General features: G+C 42.1%; 9 protein-coding genes and 1 pseudogene. All 10 read right to left on the bottom strand.

Annotated features, from left to right (window positions below; all coding sequences use genetic code 11):
- Positions 1 to 14: 14 nt before the first annotated feature.
- The 10 genes and pseudogenes from gdhA to ACZ47Z_RS07370 all read right to left on the bottom strand — a co-directional run bounded on the left by gdhA (position 15) and on the right by ACZ47Z_RS07370 (position 13245).
- Entirely contained in the window at positions 15 to 1349 is a 1335-nt protein-coding gene (gene gdhA / locus ACZ47Z_RS07415; RefSeq protein ID WP_054751168.1) for an NADP-specific glutamate dehydrogenase, read from the bottom strand.
- Between the two features lie 469 nt (positions 1350 to 1818).
- Entirely contained in the window at positions 1819 to 1995 is a 177-nt protein-coding gene (gene rpsU, locus ACZ47Z_RS07410; protein ID WP_004054229.1) for a 30S ribosomal protein S21, read from the bottom strand.
- A gap of 201 nt (positions 1996 to 2196) precedes the next feature.
- Complete coding sequence (gene alaS, locus ACZ47Z_RS07405) at positions 2197 to 4836, bottom strand: alanine--tRNA ligase (protein ID WP_020436275.1); 2640 nt, start codon at positions 4834 to 4836, stop codon at positions 2197 to 2199.
- A gap of 100 nt (positions 4837 to 4936) precedes the next feature.
- Complete coding sequence (locus tag ACZ47Z_RS07400) at positions 4937 to 6448, bottom strand: 4Fe-4S dicluster domain-containing protein (RefSeq protein ID WP_226866299.1); 1512 nt, start codon at positions 6446 to 6448, stop codon at positions 4937 to 4939.
- A 175-nt stretch (positions 6449 to 6623) separates the two neighbouring features.
- Positions 6624 to 8073, bottom strand: a pseudogene (glgA, locus tag ACZ47Z_RS07395) (glycogen synthase GlgA).
- A gap of 104 nt (positions 8074 to 8177) precedes the next feature.
- Positions 8178 to 8963: a sporulation transcription factor Spo0A gene (gene spo0A / locus ACZ47Z_RS07390; protein WP_054751166.1), complete on the bottom strand. Its 786-nt coding sequence runs from the start codon at positions 8961 to 8963 to the stop codon at positions 8178 to 8180.
- Positions 8964 to 9085: 122 nt separating this feature from the next.
- A complete protein-coding gene (spoIVB, locus tag ACZ47Z_RS07385; protein WP_118084718.1) occupies positions 9086 to 10174 on the bottom strand; it encodes a SpoIVB peptidase in 1089 nt (362 codons plus the stop codon).
- Between the two features lie 90 nt (positions 10175 to 10264).
- Positions 10265 to 11941 (bottom strand): DNA repair protein RecN, encoded by a 1677-nt coding sequence (gene recN, locus ACZ47Z_RS07380; protein ID WP_464526022.1) that lies wholly within the window; start codon positions 11939 to 11941, stop codon positions 10265 to 10267.
- 7 nt (positions 11942 to 11948) lie between these two features.
- Positions 11949 to 12407 (bottom strand): arginine repressor, encoded by a 459-nt coding sequence (gene argR, locus ACZ47Z_RS07375; protein WP_054751164.1) that lies wholly within the window; start codon positions 12405 to 12407, stop codon positions 11949 to 11951.
- A gap of 4 nt (positions 12408 to 12411) precedes the next feature.
- Positions 12412 to 13245 (bottom strand): NAD(+)/NADH kinase, encoded by an 834-nt coding sequence (locus ACZ47Z_RS07370; protein ID WP_117861221.1) that lies wholly within the window; start codon positions 13243 to 13245, stop codon positions 12412 to 12414.
- Between the last annotated feature and the right edge of the window lie 3 nt (positions 13246 to 13248).

Genomic DNA, 13248 nt, shown 5'->3' with positions numbered 1-13248 from the left:
TATTTTCTTAAATCCTAAACGATTCCCTGAGCTGTCATAGCATCTACAACCTTCTCAAATCCGGCAATGTTAGCACCTACAACGTAGTTGCCCTTGAATCCGTATCTCTCAGCTGCATCAACCATGTTGTGGCAGATGTTAACCATGATGTTTTTAAGTTTAGCATCTACTTCTTCGAATGTCCAGCTCAGACGCTCGCTGTTCTGAGACATCTCAAGTGCAGATGTAGCAACACCACCGGCGTTAGCTGCTTTACCAGGTGCAAAGATAACACCATTCTCCTGCAGATACTCTGTAGCTTCGAGAGTTGTAGGCATGTTAGCACCTTCACATACTGCGATACATCCGTTTGCAACAAGTGCTTTTGCATCTTCAAGGTGAAGCTCATTCTGTGTAGCACATGGAAGAGCAATGTCAACTTTAACATTCCATACTCCTCTTCCTTCATGGTACTCTGAATTTGGACGATAGTTCTTGTACTCTGTAAGTCTTGCACGTTTCACTTCTTTGATCTCTTTGAGAGCTGCAACATCAATTCCATCCGGATCGTATACCCATCCTGTAGAATCACTTACTGTAACAACCTTAGCTCCGAGTTTCTGTGCTTTCTCAGTTGCGTAAATTGCAACGTTACCTGAACCAGAAACTGCAACTGTCTTACCTGCAAGCTCAATACCATTGAGTTTCAGAAGTTCGTCTGTCAGATACAGAAGACCATATCCTGTAGCCTCTGTACGAGCAAGAGATCCACCATAGGAAAGTCCTTTTCCTGTAAGAACTCCTTCATATAGTCCACGGATTCTCTTGTACTGTCCGAACATATATCCGATCTCTCTTGCGCCTGTACCAATATCTCCTGCTGGAACATCAGTATCAGCACCAATATATTTGCAAAGTTCTGTCATAAAGCTCTGGCAGAATGCCATAACTTCTCTGTCAGATTTTCCCTTAGGATCGAAATCAGATCCACCTTTACCTCCACCGATTGGAAGTCCTGTAAGGGAGTTTTTGAAAATCTGCTCAAAACCGAGGAATTTGATAATACCAAGGTTTACAGATGGATGAAGACGAAGACCTCCCTTGTATGGTCCGATCGCACTGCTGAACTGTACACGGTATCCTGTGTTAACCTGTACCTGACCCTTGTCATCTACCCACGGTACACGGAACTTAATCTGTCTCTCAGGCTCTACCAGTCTCTCAAGAAGAGCTTCTTTACGGAATTTTTCTTCATTTGCTTCAATCACAACACGAAGAGACTCCAGTACCTCTTTTACTGCCTGATGGAATTCCGGCTCAGCAGGATTCTTCTTTACAACTAAATCAATCACTTCATCAACGTATGACATCTTAATTACCTCCTAGAATAAATAGATTGGGATTCGTATCTCCCTGATACTATTGTATCTTTCGTCAACTAATGTCTTTTCTAAAACAAGAAAAACAGACTGACAAGCAATCTGTTACCCCAGACACCGTTGTCTACTCGTTTATTTTATAAGCTAAATGAAAGATTGTCAATCATTAATTGCATTATTTTAAAGTTTTATCACTTTAAGTTGATAAAACTGCATGAACTAATGTATCAAATTGCAATTTTCAGCATATTTAAGGTTATATGTCGAGTAAACAGATAGGGAAATATGAACAAAGAATGTGCCTCGGCACATTCTTGCGCCTGCGGCGGTCGCTTGCGACACCTACCTTGTACGCCGCAGTGCGCATCCCTAGCGGAGCGTTTTTTATATGTTAGGAAAGAACTTTCCTAACATATAAAAAACAGAGTACTGTTTCCAGTACTCTGTCCATTTGCACATATTAGTTATATTTACGTTTTCTAGCAGCTTCAGATTTCTTTTTACGTCTAACGCTTGGTTTCTCGTAGTGCTCTCTCTTACGAATCTCCTGCTGAATACCAGCCTTTGCACAGTTTCTCTTGAATCTGCGTAAGGCGCTATCTAACGTTTCGTTTTCTTTAACGATTACATTTGACATAGTCTCACACCTAACCTCCCCTCCAGCCTTGTATTGTGCATCATACGACTGTTCGGGTATATTTATTGCACTGGATATTATTATAACATATTTTTTCAAAACGTCAACTGCTTTTTATGATTTTTACCGATTTTTTTATACTTTCTTCTCGCTTCTACCCAAAAGAGAATCTGCCACAGACAGATTCTCTTTACAATGACTTTATTTAATCTGATCAGCCAGTGCTTCTTCTGCTTTTGCAAGTGCATCCGGGATTCCTGCTGGGTTCTTTCCACCTGCCTGAGCCATGTTCGGACGACCACCGCCGCCTCCGCCAACAAGACCTGCGATTGCTTTCACAAGATTTCCTGCATGTGCTCCCTGCTTCATTGCTCCGTCTGTTGCTGTAGCCATCAGGCTTACTTTTCCGTCATTTCCTGATGCAAGTACAACCACACCTTCGCCAAGCTTCTCTTTGAGCTGGTCTCCAAGGTCACGAAGTCCATTCATATCAACACCGTCAAGCTGTGCTGCAAGAAGCTTCACACCTTTTACTTCTTTCACCTGGTCAAGGATGTCTCCTGCTGCGCTCTGAGCCATCTTGCTCTTAAGACTCTCAACTTCTCCCTTCAGAGACTTGTTCTCTGCCTGAAGATGTGTGATCTTCTCTGCAAGATTCTCCGGAGTTGCTTTTACAAGCTGTGCTGCTTCTTTGAGAAGACGCTCCATCTCAGCATAGTAGTTCATAAGTCCTTCAGATGTCAGGGCTTCAATACGACGAACACCTGCTGCTACACCACTCTCAGAAATAATCTTCAGTGCTGTGATCTCTGATGTATTCTTAACATGTGTACCACCACAGAATTCAACGGAGAATCCGCTCATATCTACGACACGTACAACATCACCGTATTTCTCACCAAACAGAGCCTGTGCTCCTGTCTTTCTTGCTTCCTCGATTGGAAGGTTCTTTGTCACAACTGCGAGGGCATTTGTGATCTGCTCATTCACAATTTCTTCAACCTTCTTCAGTTCCTCAGGTGTTACTGCTGAGAAATGTGTAAAGTCGAAACGAAGTCTGTCTGCATTTACAAAAGATCCTGCCTGCTCTACATGGCTTCCAAGTACTGTACGAAGTGCTTTCTGAAGCAGATGTGTTGCACTGTGGTTTCTTTCTGTAAGTGCACGGTTCTTTGCGTCAACTTCAAGAGTTACCGCATCACCAATCTTGATCATTCCTTTTACAACATGTCCTACATGTCCAACCTTTGTTCCTGCAAGGTGAATACAATCTTCTACAACAAACTCTCCATCGGCTGTACGAATCACACCTTTATCAGCTTCCTGTCCACCCATTGTTGCATAGAATGGAGTCTGCTCAACGATGATTGTTCCCTTTTCTCCATCAGAAAGTGCATCAACAACTTCTGTCTCTGTTGTAAGAGCTGTAACCTTAGAATCAAATGTCAGATTGTCATATCCGACAAATTCTGTCTCAAGTGCTGCATCCAGCTGATCGTATACAGAAACTTCTTTTCCTGTATAAGAATGAGTTCCGAATGTTCCTTCTGATTTCGCACGCTGTTCTTCCTGTGCTTTCTTGAATCCTTCCTCGTCATAAGTCAGCCCCTTTTCTTCCAGGATCTCACTTGTCAGGTCGATTGGGAATCCATAAGTATCATAAAGCTTAAATGCATTCTCTCCGGAAAGAACTTTCTCTCCATTCTTCTCCATCTCAGCTTCCATATCTGCAAGGATTGCAAGTCCCTGATCGATTGTCTTATTGAAGTTCGCTTCTTCTTTCGCAATTACATTAAAGATAAACTCTTTCTTCTCTTCCAGCTCCGGATATCCATCCTTGGAACCTTCAATTACAGTTGTTGCAAGCTTTACAAGGAATGCTCCGTCAATTCCGAGCAGCTTTCCGTGACGGCATGCACGTCTTAACAGACGGCGGAGAACATATCCACGACCGCTGTTAGAAGGTAAGATACCATCAGAAACCATAAATGTTACGGAACGAATATGGTCTGTAACAACACGCAGAGAAACATCTGTCTCATGATCTATTCCGTACTGCTTGCCGGAGAGGTTACATACATGATCTCTCAGTGCTTTCATTGTATCAATATCAAACATGGAATCTACATCCTGTACGATACAGGCAAGACGCTCAAGTCCCATACCTGTATCAATGTTCTTCTGAATCAAGTCTGTATAGTTGCCGTGTCCGTCATTGTTGAACTGGCTGAATACGTTATTCCAGATCTCCATGTAACGGTCACACTCACATCCTACTGTACATCCCGGTTTTCCACATCCGTATTTTTCTCCACGGTCATAGTAAATCTCAGAACACGGACCACATGGACCTGAACCGTGCTCCCAGAAGTTATCTTCCTTGCCAAAACGGAAGATACGCTCTGCCGGAATTCCCATCTTCTTATTCCAGATTTCGAACGCTTCATCATCATCTTCATATACTGAAGGATATAATCTGTTCGGATCAAGTCCCACAACTTCTGTAAGGAACTCCCAGGACCACTCGATTGCTTCATTCTTGAAATAATCTCCAAAAGAGAAGTTTCCAAGCATCTCAAAGAATGTACCGTGACGTGCTGTCTTACCGACATTCTCGATATCTCCTGTACGAATACATTTCTGACATGTTGTCACTCTTCTTCTCGGCGGGATCTCCTGTCCTGTGAAATATGGTTTCAGCGGAGCCATTCCTGAATTAATCAGGAGAAGACTCTTATCATTATGTGGTACTAAAGAAAAGCTCTTCATTGCAAGATGTCCCTTGCTCTCAAAGAACTCCAAAAACATTTTTCTTAATTGGTTTACTCCGTATGGCTGCATACATCCATCCTCCTCTTTCGCTCATAAAAAGCCTATTTTGTAATATACCACAACAGCCTCCGTTTGTAAAGCGGAGGCCGGTTATTATCCTTATATTTACTTATTTCAGTTCAATTTCTTCCAGTTCTTTCGGTGGAAGTGCCCTACTTGAGTTTTTGACATAAGCTGCGACATCCTTCTTCGCAATCGGGATTGGAATATTCGTTCCAGCTCCTGCAACACATCCGCCAGGACATCCCATACCCTCGATCAGACATCCGTTCATTCTTCCGGCTTTGGCAAGTGTCAGGATCTTCTTACATTCTGCCAGACCTTCCGCATGCTCAATATTAACCTGCGTTCCAGGGTAATACTCGTTAATACATTCTTCGATTGCCTTTGCAACTCCTCCTGCACAGGCGTATCCACGTCCGGCTCCTGTCGCATCATGGAAAGAAGACTCTGCCTCATAAGCTGTCAGATCAATTCCCTTCGCATCAAACATTGCCTGCAATTCTTCAAATGTAACAACGAAATCCACATCACTTCTCACAGTACGTCTGGAAGCTTCCAGCTTCTTTGCTGCACAAGGTCCGATAAATACAACCTTTGCATTCGGATGTTCCTGTTTGATTGTTCGTGCTGTTGCAACCATCGGAGTCAGTTCCTGTGAGATCTGATCGATCAGATCCGGGAAGAACTTCTTCGCAAGCATTGCCCAAGATGGACAACAGGATGTCAGAAGAAATGGAAGTTCTCCGGTTGTCACTTTATTCACATAATGATGTGCTTCCGCAATTGCTCCGATATCCGCTCCAAGAGCAACCTCATATGTCTCTGAAAATCCGAGTTCTTCAAGAGCTGCTTTGAAGTTTCTTACATTAATATTCGGTCCAAACTGACCAACAAATGCCGGTGCTACCTCAGCCACAATCTCTTCTCCTTCTGAAAGTGCACGAGCCAGCTGGAAGATCTGAGACTTGTCAGAGATCGCACCAAACGGGCAGCTTACCATACACATTCCGCAGGAAACACATTTGTCAGCATCAATATAAGCACGTCCTAATTTATCCGATGTAATTGCATTCACTCCACAAGCTTTCTTGCAAGGACGCTCCTTCTTGGCAATCGCATCGTATGGACAGACAGACTTGCACTTTCCACACTTGATACATTTATCCTGATCGATAAAGGATTTTCCATTCACCATGGAAATAGCGCCCCTCGGACAGACTTCCTGACAAGGATGTGCAAGGCAGCCCTTACATACATTGCTGACCTCGTATTTATTCTCCTCACAGCTCTCGCAGCCTGACGGAATCACCTGCATCAGCGGCGGCTCATAATATTTTTCAGAAATATTACTGGCCTCAACTCCCGCTGTCAAATGGACCGGCTTATTCTCCGGACGAAGGGAAAGTCCCATCGCAAGACGGAGTCTTTCTCTTACGACTGCTCTTGCACGATAAATGCTCTCACGGTATTTTACTTCTGAATCTTCTCCTACGATTTCATATGGAATTGCTTCCATATCTGCTACCAATGTCTCTGCATTTGCTTTAAATCCAAGCTTGGCAACTTCTGTAAATACCTGTCTTCGAATTGCACGAACCGGTGTCTGTAATCCTCTCATTTTTGATCTCCTCCTATTCTTCAGTTCCAAAAACTCTCTGTGCATAATGAACCGACTGCATGGCATCTTTGCCATAGAAATCAGCTCCTATCGTTTGTCAATAATTTTCATCGGGTCTGTTACTCCTTGCTCTTGTGTTACTCTTGTATTACTTCTTTGTTACTTCTTATAATTCTTATTCTCCGATCAGACTTCTGTACAGATCTTCATACTGTCTTGCAGAATTCATCCATGAGAAATCCTGAGTCATCGCGCGCTCGATCATCTTGTTCCAGTCACGTTTCTTATCATAATAGATTCTTTCTGCATAACGTACAGTGTTCAACATCTCATGTGCATTATAATTAGAGAAACTGAATCCTGTACCTGTCTTCTCAAACTCATTGTACGGTTCTACAGTATCTTTCAATCCTCCTGTCTCACGAACGATCGGAAGTGTTCCGTATCTCAGACTCATCAGCTGGCTGAGTCCGCATGGCTCGAATAAGGATGGCATAAGGAATGCATCACATCCGGCATAAAGTCTGTGAGAAAGATCATCGGAATAGAAAATATTCGCTGAAACCTTTCCTGCATACTTCCATGCAAAGTGACGGAACATATTCTCATATTTCGGATCTCCTGTTCCAAGTACTGCAATCTGTACTGCATCCTGACACATCTCATCCATCATATAATCGATCAGATCAAATCCTTTCTGGTCTGTCAGACGGGAAACGATTCCGATCAACATTACATGATTGTCTTTATCCAGTCCAAGTTCTTCCTGAAGAGCAGCCTTATTCACCGGTTTGTTTTTCCGGAAATTCTCAACGTTAAATGTCTTTGCGATTCTATAATCTGTATCCGGATTCCAGTCATTGTAATCCAGACCATTCACAATACCGCAAAGATCATTTGATCTTGCTGCCATCAGTCCGTCAAGACCTTCTCCATAGAACGGTGTCTTGATCTCTTCTGCATAGCTGTGACTTACTGTTGTCACCTTATCTGCATAAACAATACCGCCTTTGAGCATATTAGCATCTTTATATGCCTCAAGCTTATCCGGAACAAAATAATAATCCGGAAGTCCTGTGATTCCCTGTACAGTCTTTGTATCCCATACCCCCTGGAACTTCAGGTTATGTATTGTCATAACTGTCTTGATTCCTCTGTAATATTCTCCAAAGAAACGGAAATTATCCAGATATACCGGAATCAGAACCTGTCTGCCAGTCATGACAGTGAATCAAATCTGGACGGAACCCAATAACCGGAAGAATACTTAAAACTGCCTTACAGAAGAAAGAGAATTTTTCAATATTCCACTTCGGATCTCCATCATATGGAGCAAATCCTGAAAAATAAAATTCATTATCAATAAAATAAAATGTAACTCCATTTAATTCTGTCTTAAAGATTCCGACATAGCGATTCTCTCCTGCAAAATCCATGTAGAAGTTTGTGATATACTCCAGGCGCTCTACCCACTCCTGTTTCATACACATGTACTTAGGTAAAACTACACGGCAGTCATATTTCTCTTTATCAAAATCTTTTGGAAGTGAACCTACAACGTCAGCAAGACCTCCGGTCTTTATAAATGGTACACATTCTGATGAAGCGAACAAAATGTTTTTCATACTTAGATCCTCCACTTTCACTTGCCCTCTTTCGGCAATTACTTATAAAATATTATACCGCATTTTTATCATAATGCAAAGGATTTCTCATTGTAATTTACTTCTTATTTCCCATGCCTGTATTCCAATTGTATTGTATCTGCGATCAGAGCAATAAATTCAGAATTTGTCGGTTTCCCTTTTCCATTGCTTACCGTATACCCAAAAAGTTCATCCAGAGTGTCCAGCTTTCCTCTGCTCCATGCCACTTCAATCGCATGTCGGATCGCACGTTCTACTCTGCTTGATGTTGTCTGGTACTTCTTTGCGACGGTTGGATACAGGATCTTTGTGATTGCATTGAGCACATCCATATCATCTACCGCCATCATAATCGCATCCCTCAGATAATGATACCCCTTAATATGAGCCGGTATTCCGATTTCATGCAGCATATTTGTCACTCGTGTCTCCAGACTTTCTCCTCTGTTTTCAGATGTCGCCTCAGAGTTTCTTGTTTCCATACCGTGTGGCATCCGTCCCGCACTTCGGATTCGTTCTAACAGCATCTCATTTTGAAACGGTTTCATCATATAGTAATTTGCGCCTTTATTAAAAGCATCTTCTGTAATCTTTTCTTGCCCAACTGCTGTGATTACGATAAAATACGGATGCTTGCTGACAGTTTTGTCATGATTGATCCGGTCCATAACCGTCAATCCATCCATTTTCGGCATAATCAGGTCGAGAAGAACAACATCCGGCTGTTTATCTTTGATGATCTGACACATCTCTTCACCATTTTTCGCCTTTCCGACCAGATTCATGTCTTTTTCCATCCCGATCACACGATCCAAAAGGTCCAAAATTTTCTGGTTATCATCAGCAATGGCTATTTTCAAATGTTCCATCTTCTTCTCTCCTTTTTCTGAGAACGTTTGTCTTGTTACACCACTTGTGTATTATATTCCAGCTTTTTTGTCGGATTCAAGAAAATCTTGCAGTAGTATTTCGACATCCTTTTCGACCCTTTTCACGATTCTTCCTCTTTCAACATATTTTCAATAAAAATACCGTATCCTTTTGTCGAATCTTGTACAAACACATGAGTTACAGCTCCGATCAGTTTTCCATTCTGAATGATGGGACTCCCACTCATCCCCTGAATAATGCCCCCTGTCTTTTCCAGCAATTCCGTATCTGTCACCTGAATTACCATTCCTTTGTTCACCTGGTCAGATTCTTTATCAATTTGCGTTACACGGATTGAGTATTCTTTCACCTCCCCGTCAATGTAGCAGCGAATCCTTGCCTCCCCCGTCTTTATTTCCTCTTTTTCCGCTACCTGTATAGGAACCTCTTCTCCTATCCAGCTTCTGTCTGAATTTAATTCTCCATAAATACCCGCATCCGTATTTTTCTCAATCACTCCAAGCTGATGAAACCGATTATAAACAATAATCCCTTCCATTGTTCCTGGATTCCCTTTGCTTCCCTTTTGCACTTTCTGAATACTGGTTCTATAAAGCGTTCCTCTTTTGATCGTAAGAAGTGTACTTGTATCAACATCATGAATGCCATGTCCCAGTGCTGCGAACCTGTTATTTTTTGTCAAAAATGTGATTGTCCCAAGCCCCTGTACATTATCTCTTACCCAGATTCCCAGGCGATAATTTCCTTTTGAAATCTGCACAGGAGTCAATTTCTTTTCTAATATCGTATTTTCACGTCTGACTGTCAGAAGGACCTTCTCTCCATCCAGATGTTCCACCAGATCCATCAACTGTTTTTTCCCTTCAATCTTCTGGTGATTCACTTCCGTAATATAATCACCGGAACTTACCACACCCTGCGCAGGTGTATATTCCTTTCCATCCATACCTGTCATTTTCTCCGTGTCTAAAACCAGTACACCCTCCGTTTCCATATAAATTCCAACCGGCATTCCTCCAAGCAGAACCGTATTTTCTTCCTTTTCCGCAGCCAGACTTTCCACCTCCCGGCCACTGACTTCTGTATTTTCCATAAATTCTGTAATATGCGTACAGCCACATAGCATCAACAGACAGAACAGAAACAACAGACCTGTCCTGCTCATATTCCTTTTCCTGCGTTCTTTCATGATCCACACTCCTCTCTTGCAAATATTAAGAGCAGATGCTGTTTACATCTGCTCTTAGTATGTGTGGATCTTCTTCTTTTCACACTGGTATTATTTTTCTCTTTTTGCCAGTTCTTTCATTTCTCTGGCACTGTCTATAATTCCATCTGTTACATTTGCTCCACCAAGAAGCCTTGCAAGCTCTGCAACAGAATCTTCCTGATCAAGTCTCTCGATCTGTGTTCTCACAGAATTATCTTCTGCTTCTTTATGAATACAAAAATGAACATCAGCTGCCGCTGCGATCTGTGAAAGATGTGTAATACAAATTACCTGACGACTCTTTCCGATCAACTGCAGTCTCTCACCGACACGACCTGCTGTGATTCCTGATATTCCACTATCAATCTCATCAAATATCAAAGTCGGCGTATCTTCTTCATCTGCAAGTACAGTCTTGATTGCAAGCATAATACGAGACAGCTCTCCTCCGGATGCAACATCCCCCAGTGGACGCACAGGTTCTCCCGGATTAACCGACAGATAAAACTCTGCATCATCTTTTCCTTGTGCGGAATAACTTTTTGCTTCTGTCAAACGAATTTCAAAACGTGCATCCAGGAAATTCAGTTCCGACATCTGATGAACAATCTCCTCGGCAAATTTAACTGCGTTTTGTTCACGCACTTCATGCAGTTCCATCGCGGCCTTTTCCATCTGCTTTTCTGCTTTCTCCTGCTTCTCCAAAAGTTCCTGCATAAAAGAATCGTAATCTTCCAGTTCCGATAGTCTCTGTCTTTTTTCCTCACAATATGCAAGGATATCACTGATAGTATTTCCATATTTTGCCTTTAAATGATTCACTTCATTCAGGCGGGACTCAACTTCTGAAAACTCTTCTTCCGAATATTCAAAACTCTTTGCATATTCTGCCAGATCCCGGTTAAAATCATTCAGCAGACTATCGATCTCCACAATCTGATCATAAAGCTGGCTTCCCTTTTCATCAAAAGATGCTGCTTCCTGAAGGCTTCGGATTGCACGGCTTAAGTAATCACTTGCATTTCCGCGTTCGTCCTCTGCAGTATACTGATACGCTTCTGCAACTCCTTCTGTGAGTTTTCTGCTATCTGTCATCTTGCGATACTGTTCTTCTAAAAGTTCATCTTCACCTTCTTTAAGAGCTGCTTCTTCAATCTCATTCACTTCAAATTCAGCAAGAGAAAGTTCTCTTCTTCGGCTCTCTTCATCCAGCGAAGATTGTTCCACCTTCTTACATACTGCCTTCCATTCCTGATAGCAGGAAGCCATTTTTTCTTTTAACGGATCCGTCTGTTCTTTCCCATAAAGATCAAGCAGTGTTAAATGATTCTTTCGATGAAGCAATGTCTGATTATCATGCTGTCCATGAATATCGATCAAAAGACTGGCTACATCTTTAAGGACGCTCATATTCACTGTCTCACCGTTAATCTTACTTACACTTCTGCCTTCTAAAAGGCGGCGGCTCAATGTCAGATATCCGTCTTCCGGATAAATGTCCAAGGCCTCCAGCTTCTTTAAAATCTTTTCTTCTTTGATGTGAAAAGTAAGTTCTACCAATCCGCTTTTTGCCCCGTTTCGAAGCATCTGTGCATTGTATTTTCCACCCAGTGCAAGCGTAACAGAGCCAAGAAGGATTGACTTTCCTGCTCCGGTTTCACCGGTCAGAATATTCAATCCTTCCCCAAACTCTACTTCTGTTTCATCAATCAAAGCAAGATTTTTCACATACAGATTCTGTAACATATGTCACCTATGCTTTCCTTGAAACCAATTTCCTTATATTCTCCATTACTACAGCTGTATCTTCAACTGTACGAATTGCGCACATGATCGTGTCATCTCCTGCAATACATCCGACCACTTCATTCCATTTCATTGCATCTACTGCAGCAGCAACCGCCATTGCCATTCCGGCAACTGTTTTGATCACAAGGATATTCTGTGCCATATCCATAGAAACAAATCCGTCACAAAGTACACGGATATATTTTTCGCTCATTCCGTCATCTTCCTGTCTATGGACAATATACTTCTGACGCCCACCGTTTACAGACAGCTTTGTCAGCTTCAGATCTCTGATATCTCTGGATACCGTTGCCTGTGTGACCTTGAAACCGGCATTATTCAGATATTCTGCCAGTTCCTCCTGCGTCTCTATGTCATACTGACTGATCAATTCAATTATCTTTGCATGTCGGCTCACTTTCATAGTATCAATTTCCTTTCATCTTCTCGCGCATTGTTATCATAAAACTTTCTTCACTTAATTTTACTAGATGCGCTTTGGCATCTGATTTTCTGATCTTCACTCTGTCTCCGCTAACCAATTGCCTCTGTACAGCACCGTCATAACATAAAGCTACTTTCTCCTGTCTTCCATAACGACCCTCGCAAATCTCAACTTCAACATCATCCTCTGCTGAAAGCACCACACTGCTCGTGTTAAGTGCATGGGAACAGATTGGAGTGATAACGATCAGACTTGCTGTTGGCTCTACCACCGGTCCACCTGCGGAAAGATTATATCCTGTACTTCCCGTCGGTGTACAGATGATCACACCGTCTGCCTGATATGTGTTCAACAATGTCCCATTCACATACACATTAAACTGAACAATACGAAGATTCCCTTCTCTTGTCAGGACGATATCATTTACCGCCAGATCTTTTTCACCGGATGACATTGTCCCCTCCAACATCATACGTTTCTCAACTTTAGGCTCTTCCTCGCAAAGTCTGTCAATCGCAGATTTATAATCTTTCAATTCTACATCTGCCAAATACCCCAATGTTCCGATATTGATTCCAAGAAGCGGAAGTTTATTTCCTTCCAGGTCACGTATTGCACGGATCAGAGTTCCATCCCCACCTAAAACCAGTCCGCAATCAACGTCCTCCGGAATCGTTCCCGGAACAATAAATCCTTCCTCATCCTTTTGAGCAAGAATAACACGTTTGCCTTTTCTCTCAATATAATCTTTTATCTCAATCGTAACAGAATAATCTCTGTCTTTTAATTGATTTGTTATGATATAAAAAGATTCCATACC

Source organism: Mediterraneibacter faecis, assembly GCF_055383675.1.
Note: the sequence above shows the minus strand (reverse complement) of the source record. Positions and strands in the feature narration are given on the sequence as shown.

Excerpts from the sequence above, each read along its gene's own strand:
- spo0A (WP_054751166.1), bottom strand. The coding sequence starts at position 8,963 with ATGGAACATTTGAAAATAGCCATTGCTGATGATAACCAGAAAATTTTG.
- argR (WP_054751164.1), bottom strand. The coding sequence starts at position 12,407 with ATGAAAGTGAGCCGACATGCAAAGATAATTGAATTGATCAGTCAGTAT.
- spoIVB (WP_118084718.1), bottom strand. The coding sequence starts at position 10,174 with ATGAAAGAACGCAGGAAAAGGAATATGAGCAGGACAGGTCTGTTGTTT.
- rpsU (WP_004054229.1), bottom strand. The coding sequence starts at position 1,995 with ATGTCAAATGTAATCGTTAAAGAAAACGAAACGTTAGATAGCGCCTTA.
- gdhA (WP_054751168.1), bottom strand. The coding sequence starts at position 1,349 with ATGTCATACGTTGATGAAGTGATTGATTTAGTTGTAAAGAAGAATCCT.
- ACZ47Z_RS07400 (WP_226866299.1), bottom strand. The coding sequence starts at position 6,448 with ATGAGAGGATTACAGACACCGGTTCGTGCAATTCGAAGACAGGTATTT.
- recN (WP_464526022.1), bottom strand. The coding sequence starts at position 11,941 with ATGTTACAGAATCTGTATGTGAAAAATCTTGCTTTGATTGATGAAACA.
- ACZ47Z_RS07370 (WP_117861221.1), bottom strand. The coding sequence starts at position 13,245 with ATGGAATCTTTTTATATCATAACAAATCAATTAAAAGACAGAGATTAT.
- alaS (WP_020436275.1), bottom strand. The coding sequence starts at position 4,836 with ATGCAGCCATACGGAGTAAACCAATTAAGAAAAATGTTTTTGGAGTTC.